The sequence below is a fragment of the Bacillus sp. SD127 genome (genome assembly GCF_058566445.1).
Genome location: NZ_CP191226.1, coordinates 2,776,842 through 2,802,310, shown reverse-complemented (window position 1 = coordinate 2,802,310; position 25,469 = coordinate 2,776,842). Strand labels below are relative to the sequence as shown.

Here is a 25,469-nt window from a genome sequence, read left to right as displayed (position 1 = left end):
AACTTATATTATACAGATTTTGCTTTCTTTTTCGGCTGAGCCTGAAATGTTTCCTGTACATTCACTTCTACAGCCTGCGCACTGTATTTTGGCAGTGCGACAAAATAGAAAATGAAAACAGCTAAGATGAAAACGCCCATGCCGTAATACAAATAATCGATGTTTGATACAAACTTAGGGAATAACAGCGCCACTAAGCCAAGTGTCAAAGACTGCGCAAACATCATAAAAGGATCTTGCCAGCCGCTTACACGTCCCATAAGCTTCGGATTGACAATCTTAGGCATCCATCCCCCAATGGCGATGTTTACCGGACCGATGCACATCCCCAGTACAAAAGTAGTTGCATAGTACACCCATAAAACTTTGGTGTAGCCAAGGACAAAAATCAGCAAGCCCGCAATTAAAATCGGCACCGACATTAAAAAGTGAGGCTTCACTTTTTTAGAGATTAACGTGCCGATCACACTTCCTGCCAAAAGCCCAAACCCGATTGCGATCGTAAAAACGGATGTATGCCATTCATAACGGTCGGGGGCCAGTCCATACTTCATTGTAAACATTGGCAATACAGCAAATCCTCCGTTCACAAAACCAAAAACAAAGAAACCGAAAATAAGAGAGGCCAGCAGCTTGTTTTTTAAAATGTAGACAATGCCTTCCTTAAAATCGTTTATCGAATCCTTGACGGAAGCTTGTCTCCAGTTAAATGTGCCGTTCGGCTGTCTGGCTTCTTTCGGAATCCGGCAGGTGCGGATAAGCAGGCCGGAAATAATAAAGCTGACAAAATCAAGAATAATCGCTCCATGAATTCCGATTGTGTTATACATAAAAGCACCGATTCCAACGCCAAATACCATAAAGATACTAAAAAGCATCTGATTAAGCCCGGCCGCTTTCGCATAATGCTCCTTCGGCAGGATGGCTTGTACTAAACTGTTTTCTGCAGGAAAGAAAAACTTGGTTACAGCGCTTCTGACAAACAATATACAGAAAACAAGAGGAATATTGCCGGTAAATAAAGTGAAAAAAAGTACGACAGTCAGGGCGGCTCTGATCCAATCACAGTTTTCCGCGACTTTTTTTCTGTCAAACCGGTCCGCAACGACTCCCACAAGCAAAAACACAAATACTGTAGGAAGGGAATACATCAGTTCAGCCAAGGTTGTATAAGAAGGCTGGCTGCTGAAGCGGTCCAGCAAGAAAAAAGCAAATGCCATGTTGCCTACTGTCGTGCCCATTTGAGAAGCGAGTGCTGCGAAAAATAGACGAACAAAATTACGATTTTTAAATATATCCATAAAAACGCTCCTTACCCTAAAGGTCCCACTTTATCATATTATAAACCGCCTGTTTTTGAAACAAATAAGAAAACATTACCGGTTAATCATGACTCTTGTTCCGTTTGGCACAATTGAAGCGAGTTCCAGAACATCTTTGTTATGCATGCGGATACAGCCTTTAGACACAGCCTTGCCAATCGAAGCGGGATTATTCGTTCCGTGTATTCCATAGTGCTGCCTTGAAAGGCTCAGCCAATAAGCGCCAAATGGGCCGCCGGGATTGCGTTGGCGGTTAATAATATAGAACTCGCCAGTTGGTGTTTGTGTCAATATTTTACCGACGGCGATCGGATAAGTTTTTATTACCTGATTATTTTGGTACAAAGTAAGGGTTTTAGCCCCAATAGAGACTGCAATATGATATGGGATCGTATTTGGGTCCGGCAGACCGGGGATGACAATGCGCTGTCCGGCGATAACTCCTGATTGCAGCGATGGGTTGGCTTGAATCAAAGCAGCGGTGCTGATTCTGAAATCGGCCGCGATGCTGGTGAGTGTATCGCCTTGTTTAATCTGGTACGTAAGCAGTTTCCTCATCCTCCCTTTTTTATTTATAAGTATTGATGAGGAACCCATTCTGCTACATTAAGTTGTGCTTTTTAATGTAAAGACTGTGATTTCAGGTTTAGCCAGAAATCGCAAAGGCAGTCTCGTCATCCCGAGGCCGCGGTTCACATAAATATGAGTGTCGCCTGTTTGGTACATTCCTTCGGTATAGACTTTTCCGTACGGAGGCGTAATAAGCGGTCCGTAGAAGGGCAGCTGGATCTGCCCGCCGTGTGTGTGTCCGGATAGCTGCAGATTGACAGGATATGTTTTTGTATTCAAGGCAGCATCAGGCTCATGGACGAGCAGAATGGAAAACAGCCTCTCGCTTAGTTTCGATAGGGTGCCTTCATAATCGGGCTTGCCGAGCATTAAATCATCGAGCGCAGCGATCTCAATTTCGCTGCCGTCTGTGAGCGCCAATTTTTGATAGGCATTGCGGAATACCGTAAAACCTCCTGATGACATCAGGCTTTTATAAGCATCGGTTCCATAGCCGCCGTGATCATGATTGCCGTAAACACAAAACTTGCCGAAGGGTGCTTGCAGCTTTCTCAAAAAAGGAATCACTGTCTGATAATGTTGATACGTATCAGGGTTATCGATAATATCCCCGGTAAAAACAATTAAATCAGGCTTAGTTTCATTGATCGTCAGGATGACAGTTCTAAAGTCTTCAAGCGTAAAATAATCGCTTAAATGTGTATCACTGAACTGCACGATTTTAAAACCGTCAAATCCATGGGGAATGAGAGAGCTTTTAATCGTGTGTTTAGTAGTCTCAATCATATGCGGTTCCAGATAGCGGGCATAGCCATATCCCCCGCTGGCCGTTAAAACCCCGGCCGCAAAAACGCCGAGCGTTCCTTTTAAAAATTGTCTTCTGGACATCTTTTTCATTTCAAACCAACCTTTAGTAGAGTTTTTCTATTATATCACCTGTAACTTGAAAAAATCTCATCTCAGCATGTGCTGACAGCAGCTGGCATATAATGATAGAATAATATTGAATGAATACTCATTCATAACAGGAGGGATCATACAATGGAAAAAAAGGTTGTTATTATTACCGGCGGGTCAAGCGGCATGGGAAAAGCAATGGCAAAAAAACAGGCCGAATTAGGCTGGAATGTCATGATAACAGGGCGGAACCATGAAGCACTTGAAGAAACAAAAAAAGAAATTGAAACCTTTGAGGGCCAAGTTGCCTGTTTTCAAATGGATGTCCGTTCTGATTCTGGGGCAGCACAAATGGCTGCAGAAGCGTTACGTGTGTTTGGGCGTCTTGATGCACTTATTAATAATGCGGCCGGCAATTTTATTTGTCCGGCAGAAAAGCTCACGCCCAATGGATGGAAAGCGGTAATTGAGATTGTATTAAATGGTACGTTTTTTTGCAGCCAAGCCGCAGCCAAGCACTGGATTGAGCATCAGCAGAGGGGTGTTATTTTAAATATGGCCGCCACATATGCGTGGGGAGCGGGAGCGGGGGTTGTTCATTCCGCTGCGGCAAAAGCTGGCGTATTGTCGCTCACTAGAACTCTTGCCGTAGAGTGGGGCAGTCAATACGGAATCCGCACAAACGCGATTGCACCCGGTCCAATTGAACGAACAGGCGGTGCAGAGAAGCTATTTGAATCGGAAAAAGCGAAGGCCCGCACGCTGAACAGTGTGCCGCTCGGCCGGCTTGGCACACCCGAGGAAATCGCCGCTTTGGCCGCGTTTATGCTTTCTGATGAAGCGTCCTATATGAATGGGGAATGTGTCACTCTGGATGGGGGGCAATGGCTGAATCCTTATCCGTTTTAATTTCACATAATATTTATCAGTAAATATTGAAATTATTAAGTGAAATTTTTATGTTTAAAAGTTTAACCTCCAAAATTAACCTTCTTCCTATCCAATTAAACCTATTAAGATAACACATAAAGCTCTAATTGTTTAAGAGGAATTGGTGTCATACGTAAGCCACCTAATATATGAAAGTTATATTTCAAAAGGGGAGGCGAAGTATGAAGAACTTAGATTAAAACATTCATATAATTACCTCTTTAACTAAAAAGAGAAATTATAGGAATGAATTAATTAGGTTTATATTATTATGGGAGGAAGGTTAAATAATGGACGAAATGGTATTATTAACTCAGGAATGGCTCAATGAAACGTACAAGGGGAAAAGTGGCTATAATCCCATTGAGGAAAATGGGAAAACTGGCTGGGAAACAATGTATGCATTAACTAGAGCCTTACAACTAGAATTGGGAATTATACAGACTTCCGACAGCTTTGGTCCTACAACTTTGAGAAAGCTTGGAGAGTTAGGCCCAATTTCTATGTCATCTAATTCAAAAAAAAATATTGTGAAAATTGTTCAAGGTGCCCTATATTGTAAAGGTTATGGTCCAGGTGGATTAACGGGTACATTTGGACAGGGAACGAAAGGCGCGATAGCAGAAATGCAATTGCATATGGGGCTTTCTAAAACAGACGGTGTAGTAACGCCTAAAGTGTTTAAAGCTTTATTAAACATGGACTCTTATATCCTTTTAAATGGGGCGTCAGAGAAAGTTCGTTCAATACAGCAATGGCTAAATAATAAATATAACAATAGAGAGAATTTCTATTTTATGCCCTGTGATGGCCTGTATTCAAGGGATACTCAAAAGTCTCTTGTTTATGCAATACAGTACGAGGAAGGGTTAAGTGATAGTATAGCTAATGGGAATTTTGGACCAACTACTCAAAGATTGATTCCTGTATTAAGAATTGGAGAAACAGATGAAAAAAACAGTTTTATTCATTTATTTCAAGCTGCTCTAATCTTTAATGGCTACAATGTTCCTTTTGATGGAGTATACTCTGAATCTGTAAGATCAAAAGTAAAGGCTTTTCAGTCTTTTGCAAAATTACAACAGAGTGGTACTGCCGACTTTCAAACATGGGCTTCACTTCTAGTAAGTACTGGAGACCCTAATCGAAAAGGAGTTGCTTGTGACTCAATTACTCAAATTACATCGGACAGGGCGGAGTCCCTTAAGAGGGCAGGTTATAAGATTGTAGGGCGATATCTAACAAATGCGCCGGGGAGTACACTAAATAAAAAAATACAACCAGGTGAATTAGAAACAATCTTAAAATCAGGTTTAAATGTTTTTCCGATTTATCAAACCTATGGGGGAGCAACAAATTATTTTAATAAAGAACAAGGAAAGAAAGATGCGTTTGCTGCTTATAAAGCAGCAAAAGAATACGGGTTTAAAAATAACACTGTAATATACTTTGCAGTAGATTATGATGCATATGGTAACGATTTAAACAACAATATTATTCCACACTTCGAAGGTATAAATGAAATAATGAACGGTTTTTTAGGTTCAACTTACAAAATTGGTATTTATGCCCCTAGGAATGTATGTACTATAGTTTCTAAAAAAGGTTTAGCATTTGCAAGTTTTGTAAGTGGTATGTCTACTGGCTTTAGCGGAAACTTAGGATATCCTTTGCCTTACAATTGGGCGTTTGACCAAATTTCAACAATTACTGTTGGAAATGGTTCTGGAATGATTGAAATTGATAATGATATTTGTTCAGGTTTGGATAATGGAGTTAATACCATAAATATAGTGTCTTCAGAGAATAAGAAGTTTTTTGATCAAATTGATGTTTTATATGAAACTGCTGAAAAATATGCTCAAATGCAAAGCGATTTAAATAATGGGGTAGAAAAAACACAATTAGCTAATGAGTTGGTTGCCCAGTATTTAAGAAAGGATGACTACAAAGGGTGGAAGTGGGTCCCTACCGCAGGCCAGATTGATCCTATTTATCGTGAATGGGCAGATAAAGCGCTAGGGGAAGACCTAGTAAATGGAATTGTTGATCCTATATCAAAAACTGTCATAGGAACGCAGCATCTTATGGCAACTTATAATGCCATTATTTATAGTGGTGGTTACTCTCAAACACTACGAGATTTTGCTGGTTGGACTGGAGATCTATTAACAACAATACAGGACATGAAATTACACGCTCAAGAATTTAATTCGCCTTATGATGCGGCTATGAAAATAATAGGTAATATGTATCAATTTAGCCTAGATGATTTATTTAGTGATGTAGATGCAATTAATCTAGCGAATAAAACATCAGTTGGTGCTAATGCACAACCTCTAAATATCGCAATTAGAGATTATTATAGTAATAATGACTGTATGAATAGGTTCACTCAATTTGTAAATAATAGATTTGATGGTTCGTTAGACAAAATTTTCTCTGAAGCAGAGTATTATTTAAATACAAACCTTGACCCAGTTGTTGTTCCAATTAGGTTAGCCTTTAAACGTGCTTTTGATGTTGAGGATTATAGTGAAGAGATTGGAAAAATAACAGCACAAGCATTTAGAGATGTTATTGAGAAAAAAATGATATCTGAATAAACTGCAAAACAAGCGAACGTTAAAACTGGTCGTTCGCTTGTTTTATTTTCTATTCAAATTTATGATATAATTTTTAAAGATTAAGGAGTGATTCATTGAAGAAATTGTTAAAAAAGTTAGTTGTATTATTTTTAAGCAGTTTAGTTATCATCTTTAATATTTGGTACTTTATTATTTGTGCTTTTTCCCCAGAGTATTATCAAAATACAAATCTTACTTCTAATGAAATAATAAGATTTGAAAAACTATACCACATAGATTTTCCTGATGAAACAAAATTTATTAAAGCTAGAGAGTATTTGGCTGGGCCCGGAGGAGATACGTCAGCTGTATTATATGTGTCTCTGCCAACCAAGCGGGTAGAAAAAGTTTTATCTGATTACACGCATATGAAAATAAACTATACTGACAATGTCGGTTCAATGTATGGAGTTGACGTTTCAAAGAGTGTCGCCGGTTTAACAACTCTTACATTTGGCACTTACGATAAAAAAGGAACTTTCTATAATATGAAACATGATGATGATTGGATGTATAAAGGCACTGACTGGAATCTTTACTTTTGGACAGCTGCTAGTTATAATGCTGTTATTTTTGTATTTGTCTTGGTTATTGTGAAACAAATGAATAAAATTCTTAATTAACCAGTCTGTAGATTGATAATCTCAAAAAAATTTTCCTCTTCTTTTAACATACTCCATACGACCCTCTTTTCCATACTATGATTTTTTTGAAATTTGTGGTGTAGTTATAATTGTGCGTATAATCAGACAAAGATAGAGAAGCAGGTGATAACATGTTGGATCCACTTGATATTTTAACGAACATTGATGATGTCCTCCCATATTACCAGGCGATTTTCAGTGCCGAGGAGCAGAAAATCGTCGGATATGAGGTGCTGGGACGTATATTGGCAGATTCAGAAATTCAAAGTCTCGGACCCTTTTTTTTAGATGCGGGGATACCCGAAGAATATAAATTAGAGGTTGATAACAGAATTATCCGCCAGGCTCTTGACCGCTTTTTAGAAGCGGATTCTGATCTGCTGATTTTTATGAATCAGGATGCCAATCTTTTAATGCTTGATCACGGCGAAAGCTTTCTTGAGCTTCTGAAAGAATATGAAGCGAGAGGGATCGAACTTCATCGTTTCGTGCTTGAAATTACGGAACACAATTTTGAAGGGGACATTGAGCAGCTTTACCATATGCTTGCCTACTATCGTACATACGGAATCAAAATAGCAGTTGATAATATCGGAAAAGAAAGCAGCAATCTGGACAGAATTGCGCTGCTATCGCCAGATTTGTTAAAAATCGATTTACAGGCGCTGAAAATCTCACAGCCATCTCCGTCTTATGAGCATGTGCTGTACAGCATTTCATTATTAGCAAGAAAAATTGGTGCGGCGCTGCTTTACGAAGATATTGAGGCGAATTTTCAGCTTCAATACGCATGGAGAAACGGCGGCCGCTATTTTCAGGGCTATTATTTGGTGTCCCCGTCAGAAACGTTTTTAGAGAGAGATGTATTGAAGCGAAGACTTAAGACAGAATTTCACCAATTTATTACACATGAGAAAAAGAAACTAGAAACCGTCTATGAGCACTCTGAACAGTTTTACAAACGGGTGCACCAAGCTGTTACATCATTGCGGAAAAACAGCCAGTCTCCCGATGATGATTTTATTAAAAAGCTGGCGGAAGAGCTGACGGATTGCAGCTTTAGAATTTACATCTGTGATGGAGAAGGCGATCAGCTGACTGGAAATGTTTTTAAACAAGACGGAGAATGGATTTATCAGCCGGAGTATACGGAGAAGAACTGGAGCTGGCGTCCTTATTTTCTGGAGAACATCATGAGAATGAGAAACCTCAGAAAAGGGTTTTTCAGTGATTTGTACAGCGATTTGGAAACAGGCGAAATGATCAGAACGTTTTCATATCCGATGGATGATCAAATATATTTATTTATAGACCTGCCGTATTCTTATTTATATGAGCAGGATGGATTGATTTAAACGGCTGAAGAGCCGTTTTTTTTATGAATTGAAAAAAATATCAAAAAACGATTGACATTGATACTGAGAATCATTATCATTTAATTATAGAGAGAAGCTACTCTCTGTTCCCCAACCCCTCTATCAGATCAAGATCCGAAAAGCTTGGCGCTACCCCCGCCAAGTTTTTTATTTGTCAACGCATAAGACAATCCGTAGAAACAATAAACCTTATTAGTGGTAAACAACGGCACTAGGAGGTAAAAACATGTTCAAAAGGAGCAACAGACTGCTGATTGACCTTCCAACCCCAGAACATCCTGACCCAAATGCGGCAGCAGCGGTTCAAGAGCTGTTAGGCGGCAAATTTGGTGAAATGTCCACTCTCAATAATTATATGTTCCAGTCCTTTAACTTTCGCAGCAAGAAAAAATTAAAACCGTTTTACGATCTCGTATCAAGCATTACCGCTGAAGAATTCGGCCATGTTGAGCTTGTGTCTAATACGATATCCTTAATGCTGACAGGTTCGACATTTAAAGGTGATCCCGACGTTACACCGATGAGAGATGCAAAAAATAAACGAAATTCCCAGCATTTTATTGAAACGGCTCAAACGTCTTATCCGTTTGATTCGATGGGGAAAGCCTGGACCGGTGAAAATGTGTTTAACAGCGGAAATCTGGTGCTGGATTTGCTCCATAACTTTTTCCTGGAATGCGGCGCCCGAACTCACAAAATGAGAGTGTATGAAATGACTGATCATCCGGTGGCCAGAGAAATGATCGGTTATTTGCTCGTGCGCGGCGGCGTTCATATCGTGGCGTATGCCAAAGCGCTTGAGATTGCGACTGGCGTAAATATCGGCAAAATGCTTCCGATCCCGAATCTTGATAATAAACATTTTGATACAGCCAGAAAATTCGAAGAGCAGGGAATTCATACGAAGCTGTATACATTCAGTGATACGGATTACAAGGATATCAATAAAATCTGGAAAGGTGAGCATCCGATAGACGGCAGTGAGCTTCATGTCATTGAGGGGAGCCCTAAGGGAGCGCCCGTTCCTGATTTCAGAGAAGTGCCGGAGGAATTTGCTCCCGGGATTTCAAAAGAGGATTTTGACGAAATTGCAAAAAGGCTGTTGGATTCTGCCGGAATATCAAAAAAATCTTAATTGTGTGTATGACATTCCAAAAAAAGCCTCAAACTACGTAAAAATAGTTTTTTCACTTTTTTTCTTTTCTTAAATTCAGCAGGGAAAATGCCATCCTGTCCGACTTTATGGTATGATGCTCAATAGAACTTGTATTATAATAAATACTTGTTGATTTGAAGTTGTTTTTTGAAAGGAGTCTTTTTTTAGAATGTCACAATTAATGGGTATCATCACACGGCTGCAAAGTCTGCAAGAAACGGCGGAAGCGGCTAACGAGCCAATGCAGCGCTACTTCGAAGTAAATGGTGAGAAAATATGCAGTGTTAAATATTTCGAAAAAAATCAAACATTTGAACTGACGGTTTTCCAAAAAGGTGAAAAGCCGAACACATATCCGTTTGATAATATCGACATGGTTTCAATCGAAATCTTTGAACTTCTGCAGTAAGACTCTTGATATAGGGAAAACAAGCTTTCGCTTTGCAGCATGTAATCGAAATAAACGGTAAGGAACATACTTGTTTCATGGTTGTAAATCCTTGAAAAGGAGTGTCGTCATGGCCGATTCTTTTCTGTTTTATAATCTTTCAGAAGCACAGATGACCTTTCAAGATGTGATGGAGCGGCTTAAAGCCTTTATTCGAAGGGATCCCCGTTCTTCATATGTGTTATCGATCGGAACCGATTCACAGGTTTATCGTGATTACACAAAGTTTATTACTGCATTACATTTGCATCGTACAGGCAAGGGAGCTTGGGGCTGCTTGAAAAACCGCGCAGTCGACAGACCCATACATAGCCTTCGTGAAAAGATTTCGTTAGAAACGGCGTACAGTCAAGAAACAGCCGCCTATATTCTGGATGGACACTTGATGGATATTACCGATCTGCTCCTGCCTTTTACAGGCGAAGGGGCGGATCTTACATTTGAGGTTCACTTGGATATTGGGAAAAAAGGGCTTACAAAAGAACTGATTCAAGAAATGACAGGGCGCATTACTTCAATGGGGATTGAGGCTAAAATCAAACCGGATTCATACACAGCCTTCAGCTATGCAAATCGTTTCACAAAATAATTCCGGCTCGCAAGCCGAGGGAAATGTCGAATTATGCGGTTGACGATTGTTTTCTGATTACTTATTCTAGCGGTAGAGCTGAAAGTAAGTTTTCTTGCTTTCAGAGGTATTCAGTATAAAACAGGGGGCCTGATTACGAATGAGTCTTATCGGTGAACGATTTACAGAAGAAGAACAAAAACTTCTGCTGAATATCCTGATCAATCATGAGTATGCTATCGAGCTTTTAAGCAGTGAGATCAACGATATAGAGACAGGAACCAAAAACGTTGACGGAACCACCTACAAAAAACTTGTAACGCTATACGACCGATTTCGATTTGAAAATTAATGGCACACCTTATAATTGATACTCCTCCAAAGAGTATCTTTTTTATTGAGGGAAACTTTTCGACAAATACTGATAAAGTTTATATTATTGTAGTATAGGGAATGTATGTGTTGATGAAAATGAAAAGGGGTCGAAAACATGATAAGCTTGCAATCAGATCAGCTTCTTGAGGCAACAGTCGGACAATTTATGATTGAGGCGGACAAAGTAGCGCACGTTCAAGTTGGGAACAACCTGGAGCACGCTTTATTAGTGCTGACAAAAACAGGGTACACAGCCATCCCGGTGCTGGATGCGTCATATCGTTTACACGGCTTAATAGGAACCAATATGATCATGAACAGCATTTTTGGTCTTGAAAGAATTGAATTTGAAAAGCTTGACCAAATTACCGTTGAGGAAGTTATGCTGACTGATATTCCGCGTCTTCATATAAATGATCCGATTATCAAAGGGTTCAGCATGGTCATTGATAACGGGTTTGTTTGCGTTGAAAATGATGATCAGGTCTTTGAGGGGATTTTCACAAGAAGAGTGGTTTTGAAGGAATTGAATAAGCATATTCGCTCATTAAACAAGTAGGCTGCTCAGCCTATTTTTTATTCTATTTGCAGAGCAATAAAGAAAGCGCATACATAAATTGGGGTGAAAAGGACTTGAATCATAAACTAAGATTTTATTAGAATAGAAGATAAGAAAAACTTATTGATAATAAAAAGGAGGACGACATGCAGCTTCAAGAGCTTCATATGCTCGTAGTTTTAGCTGAGGAGTTAAATATGAGAAAGGCGGCGGAACGGCTTTTTGTATCCCAGCCGGCTTTATCTCAGCGTTTACAAACCATTGAAAAGGCGTGGGGGACAAAGATATTTTTAAGATCCCAAAAAGGATTGACAGTAACGCCGGCCGGAGAGAAAATCATTCAGTTTGCGAATGACGTTACGTTAGAGCAGGACAGAATTAGAGAAAATATCGATGAGCTCGAAGGGGAAATTCACGGCACACTGAAGCTTGCCGTCGCCTCCATCATCGGCCAGCATTGGCTTCCAAAAGTTCTAAAAACGTATGTGGAAAAGTATCCGAATGCAAAGGTCTCGCTCATTACCGGCTGGAGCAGCGAAATGCTGAAAAGCCTTTATGAGGATCAGGTTCATATTGGCATTATTAGAGGAAACCCCGAGTGGAAAGGCCGCAAAGACTATTTAATGACAGACCATCTGTATTTAGTCGACACTGAAATCTCTTGTATAGAAGATATTGCTCATACAGAACGGCCGTTTATCCAATTTAAAAGCGACAGCACTTATTTTCAGGAGATTCAGCATTGGTGGCATCAAAAATTTAAAACGTCGCCAAAACAGACTATATTGGTTGATCAGATTGAAACGTGCAAACAGATGGCGCTGCATGGGATCGGATATGCGATTTTGCCGTCTGTTACCCTTCAGAACGAAGACAAAGTCAATAAAATGCCTCTGTTAGACGTGAAAGGCAATCCTATCGGGCGGGATACCTGGTTATTAGGCTATGAACCTGCTTTTGAACTGAAGCAAGTTCAAGCTTTTGTTTCAGTTGTAAAGGAGATGCTTGATCAAGAGCATCCATTTTAAGAGAAAAGACAGCACAAGGCTGTCTTTTTTTATTTATATATTGACAATGAAAATCATTATCATTTAAAGTGATACATATGATATTGAAAATCATTATCAATTATGAGGTGATAACATGGCAAAAGCCTTGATTACATATGCCAGCATGTCAGGAAATACCGAAGACATTGCCGGAATTATAAAAGATACGCTGCAGGAGTATAGTCTAGACATTGATTGCATCGATATGGATGACGCGGAGGCATCGGCTCTGACTTCTTATGATTATGTGCTCATTGGCACCTACACATGGGGAGATGGCGATTTGCCTTACGAAGCAGAGGACTTTTTCGAAGAGGTTCAGCAGCTCCAGCTGAACGGTTTGAAAACAGCTTGCTTCGGCTCGGGGGATTACTCTTATCCAAAGTTTTGCGAAGCTGTCAATTTGTTCAGTGACATGCTGCAAGAGGCGGGAGCTGCTGTCTATCAAGAAACACTTAAAATTGAGCTTGCCCCTGAAACGGATGATGACGTGGAAAGCTGCAGAGAATTTGCAAGAGGTTTTCTTGCATGGGCAGACTTTATGAACAAGGGAAAAAGCCATGTTTCATAAAGGGGCGACAGCTGTTGCGGCATCGGCGTTTTCTGGCTATTTTGTGGCAGTAAAAAGAGAAGGCATTTTTCATTATTCTTTGGAACAAGGCTGGAAAAAGCTTTTTCGTTTAAAAGCGAAAATACACTGCATCAGTTACATCGGTCCTTACTTATTCGGTGTCGGTGAAAAGGGAACGATCATTCGTTCATCTGACGAAGGGAAAAGCTGGACGATGTCGAGCTTCCCGACAAATGCGACAGTGTGGTCGATTACCGGCAGGAATGATGGATTTGTTTGCGCCCATGGCAAGCACTGCATTTATGTATCAGAAGACTTCGGTATTTCGTGGCGGGTTGCCAAACCCTTTGCGGAATTTGAACATCCGCCTGTTATCCGTTCACTGTGTCTGCATGGCGGGAATCTTTATATTGGTACACAAATACACGAATGTTTCGGAGGGATTTGGGCTTACGATTTCAAACGAGGCGCTGTCCGAATGGTAAAAAAAGAAGACAGCCGTATGACGGCATCCATGCTTGTGTTCGATGAAAAATGGCTGGTTGCTGCAATGGGCTCTGCAAAAGGAAAGCGCGGAGCCGTCACTGCACAACATATTTTAACGGCTGAAGAAGTCACGATACATTCCAGCATGATCAAAAAAGAAGAATCGTTTCTTGATATTTCAGAGGATGATGGCATTATTTATGTCACAACGGCTCAAGACGAAAATGGCTATTCGAGGATTTATCAGGCTGATCTTGAGGCCCGAGAGCTAAAATGGTTCGATACCATTAAAGGTCATGGATGGAGAGTCGCCAATCAAAAAGAAAATTTCTTTTGTGCAGGCTTGTATGAATGTAAATTTGTCCAGCCGTACGAAGTTTCAGCAATGATTCATTAGAGGAGGAATACGGAATTGGGGAAGATTTTGCTGGTTTACGCAACGATGTCAGGCAACACAGAAGCCATGGCTGATTTGATTGAAAAGGGTCTTCAGGAGGCGGAAGCGGAAGTAGATCGATTTGAAGCGATGGACATTGATGATGCCGAGCTGTTTAATGATTATGAACATATCATCTTAGGAACCTATACATGGGGAGACGGTGATCTGCCTGACGAATTTCTTGACCTTGCCGAAGAAATGGAAGCCCTTGACTTTACCGGAAAAACATGCGCCGTTTTCGGTTCCGGTGATACAGCATATGAATATTTCTGCGGTGCTGTAGATACGCTTGAAGAGAAAATAAAAGAACGAGGCGGCGAAATTGTGCTTCCTTCCGTAAAGGTTGAAATGAATCCTGAAGGGGAAGAAGAAGAAGTATTAAAGGAATTCGGCAGACAATTTGCCAGAAAAAGCGGCTGTGCTGTCTGATAGATGCAAAGGGAACTGCCGAGCGGCTGTTTCCTTTTTTTCTTGTCTTTGTATCTTTCCTTTGATACAGTAATGAGGTAGAAAATCAGGAGGAGGACTATACATATGAAAATGATGGACGCAAATGAAATTATTTCATTTATTCAAAATAGCACAAAATCTACACCTGTAAAGGTTTATGTAAAAGGTGAGCTGGAAGGAATCAATTTCGGTGAATCTGCGAAAGCTTTTCTAAACGGAAACACTGGTGTTGTTTTCGGTGAATGGAGCGAAATCAAAACAGCAATTGAAGAAAACCAAAGCAAAATCGAAGATTACGTGGTAGAAAATGACCGCCGCAACTCTGCGATTCCTATGCTTGATCTTAAAGATGTCAAAGCGCGCATCGAGCCGGGTGCGATCATCCGCGACCAAGTTGAAATCGGCGATAACGCAGTCATCATGATGGGGGCTTCTATCAATATCGGATCAGTTATCGGAGAAGGTACAATGATCGATATGAACGTTGTTCTTGGCGGACGAGCTACTGTCGGTAAAAACTGTCACATCGGTGCGGGTTCTGTGCTTGCGGGCGTTATTGAGCCGCCATCCGCTAAACCGGTTGTCATTGAAGACGACGTTGTGATCGGTGCAAATGCTGTCGTACTCGAAGGTGTAACAGTCGGTAAAGGAGCTGTTGTCGCTGCGGGAGCGATCGTAGTGAACGATGTTGAGCCATACACAGTTGTTGCGGGAACACCTGCTAAGAAAATTAAAGATATCGATGAGAAAACAAAAGGCAAAACCGAAATCAAGCAGGAATTACGCCAGCTGTAAGGAATGATTTGATCAAAAAGGCGTGGATGATATATCCACGCCTTATTCGTATAGGCAGGAGGAAATGAAAATGAAGAAAGAGGAGCTCATTGCAATTCGCAGAGATCTGCACCGTATTCCCGAGCTTGGATTTCAGGAATTCAAAACACAGCAATATTTATTAAACGTCTTGGAGCAATATCCGAAAGACAGAATTGAAATTGAGAAATGGAGAACCGGACTTTTTGTGAAAGTGAACGGAACAGCGCCGGACAAAATGCTCGGATACCGAGCGGACATTGACGCGCTTTCAATCGAAGAGCAGACAGGGCTGCCATTCGCATCAGAGCATCACGGCAACATGCACGCCTGCGGACATGATTTGCATATGACGATTGCGCTGGGCATCATCGACCACTTTGTTCATCACCCTGTTAAGCATGATCTGCTCTTTTTATTTCAGCCGGCAGAGGAAGGGCCAGGGGGAGCGGAACCGATGCTTGAGAGCGACGTCTTAAAAAAGTGGCAGCCTGATCTCATCACTGCGCTTCATATTGCTCCAGAGCTTCCGGTCGGCACCATCGCGACAAAAAGCGGTTTGCTTTTTGCGAATACATCAGAGCTTGTCATTGACCTGGAAGGCAAAGGGGGGCATGCCGCTTATCCGCACTTAGCTGAGGATATGGTTGTAGCGGCAAGCACACTCGTTACTCAATTGCAAACGATCATCTCCAGAAACACAGACCCGCTGGACAGCGCTGTGATTACTATCGGTACGATTACGGGCGGCTCCGCGCAAAATATTATTGCGCAAACAGCTCACCTGGAAGGCACAATCCGCACGCTTTCTGAAGAATCCATGAAGCAGGTAAAGGAACGGATCGAAGATTTAGTAAAGGGAATCGAAATCGGCTTCCGGTGTAAAGGAAAAGTGACGTATCCGTCTGTGTATCACCAAGTTTACAATACAAGCGGGCTCACAGAGGAGTTTATGTCTTTTGTTGCTGAGCAAAAATTGGCACAAGTAATCGAAGCAAAAGAAGCGATGACAGGAGAGGATTTTGGCTACATGCTGAAAAAATACCCGGGTTTCATGTTCTGGCTCGGCGCTGATTCCGCGCACGGACTCCATCACGCGAAGCTGAATCCTGATGAAAATGCGATCGAAACAGCGGTTAACGTGATGACAGGTTATTTTTCTGTTTATGCCAATTAAGTACAATGGAAAGAATAAAATGCCATATGATGAGCACCCTATTTAACGGAGGTGTTCTTTATGACAAAAAAAATAGGAATTGAACAGTCGTTATCAGATGTAGAAGCTGCATTAAGAGAAAAAGGATATGACGTTGTCATGATGAAAAGTCCTGCAGATGCAAAAGGCTGTGACTGCTGTGTCGTAACAGGGCTAGACAACAATGTGCAAGGTATTGCCGATACAGTAACACAAGCACCGGTCATTACAGCTTCCGGGATGACTGCTGAAGAAATTTGCAGCGAAGTTGAAAGCAGAATTCAGTAAAGTAAAAACCGAAGCAAAAGCTTCGGTTCTTTTGTTATTCTGTTTCTTTAGGAAAAGCGCGATCGAGTGCGGTTTTTATTTCTTTTCTCAGCACTCGTTCGACCCGCCACTGTTCCATATTTTCTGTTTTTGCAATGACTCTGATCACAATTTCAGAGGTTCCCAGCTCTTGAATGCCAATGACATTAGGACCCTCTTTTATTTGTGGAAGAGCAGCTGCCGTTTCGTCACATACATGTTGTAAGATGTGAATGGTTTCATCGAGGTTTCTTTCAGCCGGGACTTTAATATCAACCAGCGCCTGCATCGTTCCGCGGGAATGGTTGCTTACATTTGTGATGTTCCGGTTCGGAATGTAATGCAGTGTGCCGTCAAAGCTGCGGATTTGGGTCGTTCTTAAACCGACCTGCTCCACAATTCCGTCAAAGGTCGCAACGGTTATATAATCTCCGACATCCAATTGTTTTTCAAGCAGAATAAAAAAACCTGTCACGATGTCGCTGACAAGGCCTTGGGCGCCAAAACCGACCGCCAGACCTACGATTCCCGCACCTGCTAAAAGAGCGCTCGGGTCGTAATGAAACAAATCCAGAACCATAACGAAAAAAATAAAAATCAATATGTAAGCAAATACGTTAAGTGTCAGGCTTCGGAGCGTGTGAGCGCGTCCGATAGACAGGCTGTTTTGGGCTTCAAATTTTGCAAATAGATGTTTAATAATTCTCATGCCTACAGATCGAACGATAAAATATAAGCAAATCATAATGACGAGCTTAATGAGTAAAACACCCGCACTGGTGACAAGACCTGTCCAATCATACTGTGTAATAAAATCCATGTTGGAGCTTCCTTTCTGAATGTGTTGCAGCATGTTAAAGTTTGTTTCCCTATACATGAACATGTTAAACTTTTTACCGTAAAATGTCGAAGGCAAAGACATGTATTCTTTGTTAAAAATTGACTGGGAAAATGCGGTTCGATATAATAGTCATTGCGAGGTTATTGACGAAATAAGGAATATTTTCCTTTATTTTCTTGTTCATCTGGCTTTTAAAGCCAAACTATCAATTGGAGGGATACATATGGCAGAACGTATGGTAGGTAAACAAGCTCCTCGTTTTGAAATGGAAGCAGTCCTTGCAAATAAGGAATTTGGCAAAGTAAGTCTTGAAGAAAACATGAAAAACGATAAATGGACGGTTCTTTTCTTCTATCCAATGGACTTTACTTTTGTCTGTCCGACAGAAATTACAGCGATGTCTGACCGTTATGACGAATTCGAAGATCTTGATGCTGAAGTGATCGGCGTTTCAACTGATACAATCCATACTCACTTGGCGTGGATCAACACAGACCGCAAAGAAAATGGTCTTGGTCAGCTGAAATATCCGCTTGCTGCTGATACTAACCATGAAGTATCCCGTGAATATGGCGTTTTAATTGAAGAAGAAGGCGTTGCACTTCGCGGATTGTTTATTATCAATCCTGAAGGCGAGCTACAATATCAAACGGTTTTCCATAACAACATCGGCCGTGACGTTGATGAAACGCTTCGAGTACTTCAAGCACTTCAAACAGGCGGACTATGCCCGGCTAACTGGAAACCAGGTCAAAAAACACTTTAATTCTTTTTGAGAACGAAAGAAAAAGGTCTAACAATTCGTTAGGCCTTTTTGACTCTTACTGCTCACTAGGAGGGAAAAGCGATGAAATTACGTCAGCCAATGCCTGAATTGACAGGAGAAAAAGCTTGGTTCAATGGTGAAGTAACAAAAGAACAACTGATTGGAGAAAAACCGACACTTATTCATTTCTGGTCCATCAGCTGCCACCTGTGCAAAGAAGCAATGCCGCAGGTGAATGAATTCCGTGACAAATATCAAGACAAGCTGAACGTTGTAGCTGTTCATATGCCTCGTTCCGAAGATGACCTGGATCTCGACAAAATCAAAGAAGTAGCTGCTGAACATGACATTACTCAGCCTATTTTTGTTGACAGCGACCATACCTTAACCGACGCATTTGAAAACGAGTATGTGCCTGCGTACTATGTGTTTGATAAAACCGGACAGCTTCGTCATTTTCAAGCCGGCGGCAGCGGCATGAAAATGCTTGAAAAACGTGTGAACCGCGTTCTGGCTGAAACAGAACAAGAAGCTGAATAATTGTGCGCAAATTAAAAACCTGATCCTAATCAGGTTTTTTTATTTGCGCAAAAAAGGAAAAGAGTAAGAAGCTTATTTTTCCATATTTGGGTATAAGAAAAACGCTTTTTAATGATTTATCTTCTAAAAACGAGACCTAATTTCTTATGTTTTTCTGCATATTTAGATATTTTTCATATCCCTGCACGCGAAAATTGTAGATATTACACTAAATTTCATTAAAGAAGTAATTAAAAGATATATTTTCAACTTTATTCCAAATGACTGACATAAGCTCTTGAACCCTTGTGAATAAAGAGGTCTGTTAAAAAATGAAACATTTTCAGAAAATAAGGAATTTTTCATAGAGTAAATATAATAGTAAAATGCTAAAATAATAGTTGATAAAATTACTTTTGTAATCTAATATCTTAATTAAAGATGTTAATTCTGATAGGGGGTACATTGAGGAATGTTTAATGAAAGAGAAGCTTTGCGCTTGCGATTAGAACAATTAAATGAAGCTGAAGTAAAAGTCATTCGTGAATATCAAATTGAACGCGATAAAATATACGCAAAATTAAGAGAGCTGGACAGAAATGGAAGCACTTCCGAAACGAAAAAGGAGTTCCGTTCTGAAAGAAAAACTGACTCTCTGCCAGTTCTCGCCGAGCTTGCAGCTCAGGAAATCAGAAGCTATCAGCCGCCATCACAGCAGCAGTCCGCCCAGCCTCAGCTTCAATCTATTTCCTCTCTTCCTGCCGGTATACCAGATGGAGCGACTAGAAGAAGAAGAGGAACGGCAAGACCGGGATCTAAAGCAGCTAAACTGCGTGAAGCGGCTATTAAAACATTAAAACGCCACAACGCGGCAATTAAGAGCTCCGAACTTCAAAAAGAGATTGAAAAGGAAAGCGGTCTTGAAATCCCTAATATGACAACGTTTATGCAAAGTTTAATTAAAATGTATCCGGAAGTGAAAAAACCGTATCGCGGCCAGTACATTTTAGAGGGTGACATCGAATCAGCTGAATCAGCAACAGAATAAGCACACAGAAAAACTGCTTGGGAGTTCAAGCAGTTTTTTTATTATTGGGTTTTTTTCGGTGAAGGTTTGTTTTCTTTTTCAAGATTAAGCTTATACACCCATTTTTGATAAGGTTTTTCTTCGGCGGCACGGCTCTTCAGCTCTTCAATTTTATGGTTGATAAGCTGGTCAGATGATTGGGCTCTGGTCAGCTGTTTTTGAAGCTCATTTACTTGTTTTGTGACATCTTCAAGGATGGTCTCTACATGACTTGACGGTGCGTAAACGGTTTGAGCTTCTTCTGCCGTTTTTTCTTTCTGTTTCGCACCGCCATCAATATCGGCAAAATGAGAAGCAATCCAGGCATCACTTTCATCAAGCTGTCGTTTGTACGAAATAATAGTTTCTTGAAATAGTTTTTCTTTCGTTTTTTCTATTTCAAGCAGCCTTTCTTTCGTTTCTATGATTCGATCTTTCATATGATCTATTTCTATTTTGATATGTTTTAGCTGGTATTCTTTTTCTATCATTTGCTCTTTCAAGCGTCCGTTTTCGGCTTTTATCGTTTCAGCTTGCTGCTTCGCTTGAAACAATTCGTTCTGTTCCCGCTGGATAGAGGTATTAAGATGAATAATTTGTTTATGCAAATTTTTATTTTCTTCCTCAATTTTGATTTTTTCGATATGAAGCTTATGTTTTTCTTCGATTTCGGTTTTGCGTTTGTAGGTTTCTGCGGAAAGAAGCTCCTGCAAGGTGACGATTTTATCGAGCAGTTCGGCTCTCATTTGATGCAGTGTATGGCTCGTATAGGAGGCGTGTTGTTCTTTCATTGACATTTGCTTTAGCTCAGCGGACAGCTGCTGAAGTTTTTCTTTCATATTGGTATTTTCTTTGAGCAGTTTGTTATTTTTCTGATGGAAGTAGCTTGCCTCAAGCTCGGAAATTAGTTTACGGCACCTTGACAGCTCTGATTTTAAATAAAGGTTCTCCTGTGACACGTCATGGAAAAAAGGACCTGTTCTTTTCAATCGAACCATCTCCCTCATGATGTTAACATTACAATATGCAAATACTGAACAGCTATTCCTCTTTAATAAACAGACAAGCATTGGCGTTGGGGCCTTGCTTTTGCTATGCTTTTGGTAACTAGAGGTGAGAGCATGAAACATATAAATGTACTTTTAGCAGGAGGAGCCTCACGCCGGTTTGGGGAGCCCAAGGCGTTTGTAAAATGGAGAGGCCGCATGTTTTACGAATGGGCTAAAAAGTCGCTGGGTGAGCAAGCGGTCATCATCAGCCGTCCCGAGTTTATCGATAGATTTCAAGAGAATGGCGAAACCGAAGTGTATCAAGACGCGGAGCCGTTCCAAGGAATGGGCCCATTGGCTGGTATCTATACTGCTTTTGAAAAGACAGACGGTGACCTTTATACGATTCTATCCTGTGACACACCGCTGATACGAAAAAGGATGATGGCGGAGCTCAGGCGCATGGTAACTGCCGATACGGACGCAGTCATCCCGATATCAGGCGGACGAGTGCAGCCATTGATAGCACTGTATCATAAAAGGATCATGCCTATTCTATATGAACAGCTATCTGAGAAAAAATTAAAACTATCAGATTTCTTAGACCGTATTTCAGTTCAGTACGTACAGGCAGAGGAAATCGCGGCAGTGCCGGAAGAGTTTATGAATATTAATACACGACATGACTATAGGCGTTTGAATGAACTCAAGACATTCTCCTGCTGGGACTGACGGGGGGAAATCATGGTATGATTGACATAAAAGATAAGGAGATCAGGTTTGATGGAAGAGCGTTATTCACGGCAAATCAGATTTAAGCAAATTGGAGAAGAGGGACAGCAAAGACTGGCAGACAGCCGCGTGCTGATCGTAGGAGCAGGAGCGCTCGGAACAGCCGGAGCTGAAGGGCTATCGAGAGCGGGAGTTGGAACCGTCACCATCATTGACCGTGATTATGTAGAATGGAGCAATCTGCAAAGGCAGCAGCTCTATACAGAAAGCGATGCGGAACTCCGCATGCCAAAAGCTATGGCTGCCAAAGAACATTTATCCGCTATTAACAGCGGCATACATATTGAGGCATACGTTACAGAGGGGACGGCTGAAACGCTTGAACCGCTGATTGAAAAAGCGGATGTTGTCATCGATGCAACAGATAATTTTGAAACACGCATGCTTATCAACGATCTAGCTCAGAAAACAAAGACACCGTGGATTTATGGCGCTTGTGTAAGCAGCCAAGGGATGTTCATGACAATTATTCCGGGGGAGACACCTTGTTTGTCTTGTTTGTTTGAGCAAATTCCTGTCGGCGGAGCGACGTGCGATACAGCAGGGATTATTCCGCCTGCGGTCCATATGGTTTCAGCCTATCAGCAGGCGGAAGCGCTGAAACTGTTAACGGGAAACACAGAGGCGATACAGCGCGGCTTTGTCACGTTTGATGTCTGGAACAATTCACATATGAAAATCAACGTTAGCAATGTACGAGTCGAAGATTGTCCGTCATGCGGCGTACACGCAGTTTATCCTTATCTTCAAGACTGGAACACGCCAAAAGCTGCTGTACTGTGCGGCCGTGATACGGTTCAAGTCAGATCAGAGTCATTAAAAAGAATACCGAAGCAGGAGCTAGCCAGTCGGCTGAAAACAATCGGCAAGGTAGAGGCCAATGCATTTTTGCTTCATATCTATTATGAAAATTTCAGAATCGTCATTTTTAATGACGGACGAGCTCTGATTCACGGAACAAGTGATGTGAAAGAAGCTAATTCTGTGTTGGCAAGAGTAATCGGATTGTAACAACAGGAGGGTTCAGAATGCTGGAGAAAAGAACACCGATACCGGTAGATGAAGCTGTTCGGCGTGTCAGCCGATTTCAAAAACGAGGGGAAACAGAATGGGTGGCGCTTGAAAACAGCCTTCACCGATTTTTAGCTGAAGATGTAACGGCAGATCACCATGTGCCTGCATTTGACCGTTCGCCATATGACGGTTTTGCTGTCAGAGCATGTGATACGGCTGAAGCTTCACGCGAGCACCCTGTCCGCTTTGAGGTCATTGACCATATCGGAGCAGGAGCTGTATCAGAGAAAGAACTTGCTGCGTTTCAGGCAGTGCGGATCATGACAGGTGCGCAAATTCCAAAAGGCGCGGATGCCGTGGTCATGATTGAGCTGACTCAAGCCTTTGAAGAGAATGGTCAGCCGTTTATGTGTTTAAAACGCCGCTTCCAGCCAGGGGACAATATTTCAAAAACAGGTGAAGATGCTCAAAAAGGGAGCGTTTTAGTCAGAAAGGGCACGCGAATTACCCCGGGGGTAACAGCTCTTCTGGCAACCTTTGGATACGCTTCTGTGCCTGTCGTGAGAAAGCCTGTTGTCGGGATTATCGCTACCGGCACTGAATTGCTGAATGTCAGTGACCCGCTGGAGCCGGGGAAAATCCGTAACAGCAACGCCAGTATGGTATATGCACAAGTTATCGAAGCGGGCGCTTCACCTCTTTATTTAGGGAAAATCTCCGATGATCTTGATCAAAGCTTTGCTGCGGTCGAGAAAGCAATGGAAAAGGTTGATTTTCTAATCACAACAGGCGGCGTGTCAGTGGGTGACTTTGACTTTTTGCCTGAAATCTATGAAAGGCTCGGAGCTGATGTGCTCTTTAATAAAGTTGCTATGCGCCCGGGAAGTGTAACGACTGTGGCTCATGCAAACGATATGCTGCTGTTTGGGCTGTCAGGAAACCCGTCGGCATGCTATGTCGGTTTTGAACTGTTTGTAAAACCGATGATCCGGTCATGGCTGCTTCATGATAAACCGCATCCAATTTGCGCAGAAGCTGTTTTGACTAAGGACTTTCCGAAGCCGAATCCTTTTACCCGATTTGTACGTGCTTATGTACACCATCAGGAAGGAAAGCTGTTAGCGGCTCCCGTTGGATTAGATAAGTCAAGCTCTGTCACTTCACTTGCAGAAGCGAATGCGTTTATCATCCTGCCGGGCGGTACGAGAGGTTACGAATCAGGCAGAACGGTCCACGTGCTGCTGATCAGAGAAGAGAATGGAAGTGAGTGGCCTTGGTCCGTCCTTTCCCGATCGTCCAAGTTGTAGGATTCCAAAACAGCGGAAAAACAACGTTGATAGAGCGTATTCTTAAAAAAGCCGCACAACAGGGACTGCATGCAGGCTGCCTGAAGCATCACGGTCATGGCGGTGAACCGGAAGCATTCACTGAAGGAAAAGACACTGACCGTTACCAAGCTGCGGGAGCTGAAGTAACAGCAGTAGAAGGAGCGGGTGTTTTACAGCTTACGGCCCGCCGTAAATGGGATCTCCCGCAGCTGATCGAGTTATATCGCTTTCTCGATATGGATTGCCTGCTCATAGAAGGCTTTAAAAAAGTTCCTTATCCTAAAGTAGTAATAGTACGAGATAAGAATGATCTGGCTGAACTGCAGGCAGTAAATATAATCGCAATTATATACAGAGAAAAAGAACAAATGGCTGCACACCAAGGATTACCCGTTTTTCACGCGGATGATCCAGCAGCAGTTGATTTTGTGCTTTCACAGCTGAAAGGGGAATCTGTGTAATGGGAAGGTTTGAGATTACGAAAACACCCATCGTTACTGAAGATATCATAAAAAAAGTAGAGAAACGGGAAGCCGGAGCTATTACCACGTTTATCGGGACAGTTCGGGAGTGGACAAACGGAAAAAAAACAATCCGGCTGGAATATGAGGCTTATGAACCGATGGCTGTGCAGATGCTGGCCCAAATCGGGGCTGAAATAGAAGAGAAATGGAAAGGTGCTTCGGCTGCTATCACACATCGGATCGGTGTACTGGATATCGGCGAAGCGGCAGTTGTCATCGCTGTGTCTTCTCCCCATCGAAAAGCCGCTTATGAAGCCAATGAGTATGCAATCGAACGCATTAAACAGATTGTGCCTATTTGGAAAAAAGAAATTTGGGAAGACGGAGAGCAATGGATCGGTGACCAGCTTGAGACAACAGCTTATCCGAATGGAAAACCAGATGTAAGTGAGGGAGAGCAGCATGATTAACATTCTTTTGTTTGCGGGACTTGCTGAAAAGGCCGGCACGTCAACGCTTGAAATTGATATGGAACAAGCAACAACCGATGATATAAAAGCGGTATTAAAGGAACAATACGGACTTGAATCAATTGATACGGCTATGATTGCTGTAAATGAAAACTACGTCAAAGAAAATACCTCAGTATCTTCCGGTGACACGGTGGCTGTTATTCCACCTGTCAGCGGGGGATGAAAACCGGACGGCGATAAAGCCGTCCGGTTTTTGCGTTAAAAGTCATATCCCTCTTTTTTTGCATATCCTGCTCATCATCCTGCATACAATGATTTTCTGTAGGCATTTATTTTACATAAGTCCCACCATATAAAGTAAGAGACTATCCCCACCATTAGATTGAATTTTTGAAAAATAATAGAAATTTATTTCTGGAATCGATATAGTAAGGGT

The 25,469-nt window shown here is 41.6% G+C and carries 30 protein-coding genes; 25 read left to right on the top strand and 5 right to left on the bottom strand.

Annotation, left to right across the window (positions count from 1 at the left end; all coding sequences use genetic code 11):
* Nucleotides 1–8: 8 nt before the first annotated feature.
* From ACQVGS_RS14545 to ACQVGS_RS14535, 3 genes are all read right to left on the bottom strand, one after another.
* Nucleotides 9–1,301 carry an MFS transporter gene (locus ACQVGS_RS14545; protein ID WP_127695343.1) on the bottom strand — a complete coding sequence of 431 codons (1,293 nt, stop codon included), beginning with the start codon at nt 1,299–1,301 and terminating at the stop codon, nt 9–11.
* Between the two features lie 75 nt (nt 1,302–1,376).
* The gene (locus tag ACQVGS_RS14540; RefSeq protein WP_081638296.1) at nt 1,377–1,871 is read right to left on the bottom strand and encodes a L,D-transpeptidase family protein; all 495 of its coding nucleotides are present in this window, start codon (nt 1,869–1,871) and stop codon (nt 1,377–1,379) included.
* A gap of 57 nt (nt 1,872–1,928) precedes the next feature.
* Entirely contained in the window at nt 1,929–2,789 is an 861-nt protein-coding gene (locus ACQVGS_RS14535; RefSeq protein ID WP_400152323.1) for a metallophosphoesterase, read from the bottom strand.
* 144 nt (nt 2,790–2,933) lie between these two features.
* Here ACQVGS_RS14535 and fadH point away from each other — a divergent pair, with 144 nt between their 5' ends.
* From fadH to ACQVGS_RS14455, 16 genes are all read left to right on the top strand, one after another.
* Nucleotides 2,934–3,698 (top strand): 2,4-dienoyl-CoA reductase, encoded by a 765-nt coding sequence (fadH, locus tag ACQVGS_RS14530; protein WP_151174984.1) that lies wholly within the window; start codon nt 2,934–2,936, stop codon nt 3,696–3,698.
* A gap of 311 nt (nt 3,699–4,009) precedes the next feature.
* Nucleotides 4,010–6,325 (top strand): glycoside hydrolase domain-containing protein, encoded by a 2,316-nt coding sequence (locus ACQVGS_RS14525; RefSeq protein WP_151174985.1) that lies wholly within the window; start codon nt 4,010–4,012, stop codon nt 6,323–6,325.
* Nucleotides 6,326–6,420: 95 nt separating this feature from the next.
* The gene (locus ACQVGS_RS14520; RefSeq protein ID WP_024121217.1) at nt 6,421–6,969 is read left to right on the top strand and encodes a hypothetical protein; all 549 of its coding nucleotides are present in this window, start codon (nt 6,421–6,423) and stop codon (nt 6,967–6,969) included.
* A gap of 152 nt (nt 6,970–7,121) precedes the next feature.
* Entirely contained in the window at nt 7,122–8,345 is a 1,224-nt protein-coding gene (locus tag ACQVGS_RS14515; RefSeq protein WP_024121218.1) for an EAL domain-containing protein, read from the top strand.
* 247 nt (nt 8,346–8,592) lie between these two features.
* Nucleotides 8,593–9,501 (top strand): manganese catalase family protein, encoded by a 909-nt coding sequence (locus ACQVGS_RS14510; protein WP_103671621.1) that lies wholly within the window; start codon nt 8,593–8,595, stop codon nt 9,499–9,501.
* A 190-nt stretch (nt 9,502–9,691) separates the two neighbouring features.
* Nucleotides 9,692–9,931 (top strand): YkuJ family protein, encoded by a 240-nt coding sequence (locus ACQVGS_RS14505; protein WP_003218671.1) that lies wholly within the window; start codon nt 9,692–9,694, stop codon nt 9,929–9,931.
* Nucleotides 9,932–10,040: 109 nt separating this feature from the next.
* Nucleotides 10,041–10,559, top strand: a complete 519-nt coding sequence (locus tag ACQVGS_RS14500) for a ribonuclease H-like YkuK family protein (protein ID WP_103671622.1) — start codon at nt 10,041–10,043, stop codon at nt 10,557–10,559.
* 139 nt (nt 10,560–10,698) lie between these two features.
* Complete coding sequence (gene abbA, locus ACQVGS_RS14495) at nt 10,699–10,890, top strand: AbrB antirepressor AbbA (protein ID WP_003218673.1); 192 nt, start codon at nt 10,699–10,701, stop codon at nt 10,888–10,890.
* A gap of 138 nt (nt 10,891–11,028) precedes the next feature.
* Nucleotides 11,029–11,472, top strand: a complete 444-nt coding sequence (gene cbpB, locus ACQVGS_RS14490) for a cyclic-di-AMP-binding protein CbpB (RefSeq protein ID WP_024121221.1) — start codon at nt 11,029–11,031, stop codon at nt 11,470–11,472.
* A 146-nt stretch (nt 11,473–11,618) separates the two neighbouring features.
* The gene (gene ccpC / locus ACQVGS_RS14485) at nt 11,619–12,500 is read left to right on the top strand and encodes a transcriptional regulator CcpC (RefSeq protein WP_044156069.1); all 882 of its coding nucleotides are present in this window, start codon (nt 11,619–11,621) and stop codon (nt 12,498–12,500) included.
* 115 nt (nt 12,501–12,615) lie between these two features.
* On the top strand, nt 12,616–13,092 hold the full coding sequence (locus ACQVGS_RS14480; protein WP_127695335.1) for a flavodoxin: 477 nt from the start codon (nt 12,616–12,618) through the stop codon (nt 13,090–13,092).
* A complete protein-coding gene (locus ACQVGS_RS14475) occupies nt 13,082–13,975 on the top strand; it encodes a WD40/YVTN/BNR-like repeat-containing protein (protein WP_127695333.1) in 894 nt (297 codons plus the stop codon). The genes ACQVGS_RS14480 and ACQVGS_RS14475 overlap by 11 nt, the downstream gene beginning before the upstream one ends.
* Before the next feature lie 15 nt (nt 13,976–13,990).
* Nucleotides 13,991–14,446, top strand: coding sequence for a flavodoxin (locus ACQVGS_RS14470; RefSeq protein ID WP_024121225.1), 456 nt, complete (start codon nt 13,991–13,993; stop codon nt 14,444–14,446).
* Nucleotides 14,447–14,551: 105 nt separating this feature from the next.
* Nucleotides 14,552–15,262 (top strand): 2,3,4,5-tetrahydropyridine-2,6-dicarboxylate N-acetyltransferase, encoded by a 711-nt coding sequence (gene dapD / locus ACQVGS_RS14465; RefSeq protein WP_024121226.1) that lies wholly within the window; start codon nt 14,552–14,554, stop codon nt 15,260–15,262.
* 70 nt (nt 15,263–15,332) lie between these two features.
* On the top strand, nt 15,333–16,457 hold the full coding sequence (locus tag ACQVGS_RS14460) for an N-acetyldiaminopimelate deacetylase (RefSeq protein ID WP_106020381.1): 1,125 nt from the start codon (nt 15,333–15,335) through the stop codon (nt 16,455–16,457).
* Between the two features lie 60 nt (nt 16,458–16,517).
* Entirely contained in the window at nt 16,518–16,763 is a 246-nt protein-coding gene (locus ACQVGS_RS14455) for a YkuS family protein (protein ID WP_010334064.1), read from the top strand.
* Nucleotides 16,764–16,797: 34 nt separating this feature from the next.
* On the opposite strand, the gene ACQVGS_RS14450 is transcribed toward ACQVGS_RS14455, so the two are convergent.
* Nucleotides 16,798–17,601 carry a mechanosensitive ion channel family protein gene (locus tag ACQVGS_RS14450; protein ID WP_024121228.1) on the bottom strand — a complete coding sequence of 268 codons (804 nt, stop codon included), beginning with the start codon at nt 17,599–17,601 and terminating at the stop codon, nt 16,798–16,800.
* A 244-nt stretch (nt 17,602–17,845) separates the two neighbouring features.
* Here ACQVGS_RS14450 and ahpA point away from each other — a divergent pair, with 244 nt between their 5' ends.
* The 3 genes from ahpA (at nt 17,846) to rok (ending at nt 19,955) form a co-directional block, all read left to right on the top strand.
* Nucleotides 17,846–18,388, top strand: a complete 543-nt coding sequence (gene ahpA / locus ACQVGS_RS14445; protein WP_010334066.1) for a biofilm-specific peroxidase AhpA — start codon at nt 17,846–17,848, stop codon at nt 18,386–18,388.
* A gap of 81 nt (nt 18,389–18,469) precedes the next feature.
* Nucleotides 18,470–18,928 (top strand): thiol-disulfide oxidoreductase YkuV, encoded by a 459-nt coding sequence (gene ykuV / locus ACQVGS_RS14440; RefSeq protein WP_103671624.1) that lies wholly within the window; start codon nt 18,470–18,472, stop codon nt 18,926–18,928.
* Nucleotides 18,929–19,379: 451 nt separating this feature from the next.
* A complete protein-coding gene (rok, locus tag ACQVGS_RS14435) occupies nt 19,380–19,955 on the top strand; it encodes a transcriptional regulator Rok (protein WP_024121230.1) in 576 nt (191 codons plus the stop codon).
* Between the two features lie 41 nt (nt 19,956–19,996).
* Here rok and ACQVGS_RS14430 read toward each other — a convergent pair whose 3' ends face one another.
* Entirely contained in the window at nt 19,997–20,962 is a 966-nt protein-coding gene (locus ACQVGS_RS14430; protein WP_024121231.1) for a coiled-coil domain-containing protein, read from the bottom strand.
* 132 nt (nt 20,963–21,094) lie between these two features.
* On the opposite strand from ACQVGS_RS14430, the gene ACQVGS_RS14425 reads away from it, so the two are divergent.
* The 6 genes from ACQVGS_RS14425 to moaD are packed head-to-tail and all read left to right on the top strand — an operon-like array spanning nt 21,095 to nt 25,256.
* Nucleotides 21,095–21,694, top strand: a complete 600-nt coding sequence (locus ACQVGS_RS14425; protein ID WP_263463629.1) for a molybdenum cofactor guanylyltransferase — start codon at nt 21,095–21,097, stop codon at nt 21,692–21,694.
* Nucleotides 21,695–21,745: 51 nt separating this feature from the next.
* The gene (locus ACQVGS_RS14420; RefSeq protein ID WP_103671626.1) at nt 21,746–22,765 is read left to right on the top strand and encodes a MoeB/ThiF family adenylyltransferase; all 1,020 of its coding nucleotides are present in this window, start codon (nt 21,746–21,748) and stop codon (nt 22,763–22,765) included.
* 17 nt (nt 22,766–22,782) lie between these two features.
* Complete coding sequence (locus ACQVGS_RS14415) at nt 22,783–24,075, top strand: molybdopterin molybdotransferase MoeA (protein ID WP_024121234.1); 1,293 nt, start codon at nt 22,783–22,785, stop codon at nt 24,073–24,075.
* A complete protein-coding gene (gene mobB / locus ACQVGS_RS14410; protein WP_491830294.1) occupies nt 24,036–24,557 on the top strand; it encodes a molybdopterin-guanine dinucleotide biosynthesis protein B in 522 nt (173 codons plus the stop codon). The genes ACQVGS_RS14415 and mobB overlap by 40 nt, the downstream gene beginning before the upstream one ends.
* On the top strand, nt 24,557–25,030 hold the full coding sequence (locus tag ACQVGS_RS14405) for a molybdenum cofactor biosynthesis protein MoaE (RefSeq protein WP_024121236.1): 474 nt from the start codon (nt 24,557–24,559) through the stop codon (nt 25,028–25,030). The genes mobB and ACQVGS_RS14405 overlap by 1 nt, the downstream gene beginning before the upstream one ends.
* On the top strand, nt 25,023–25,256 hold the full coding sequence (gene moaD, locus ACQVGS_RS14400) for a molybdopterin converting factor subunit 1 (protein WP_044156050.1): 234 nt from the start codon (nt 25,023–25,025) through the stop codon (nt 25,254–25,256). The genes ACQVGS_RS14405 and moaD overlap by 8 nt, the downstream gene beginning before the upstream one ends.
* Nucleotides 25,257–25,469 lie beyond the last annotated feature (213 nt).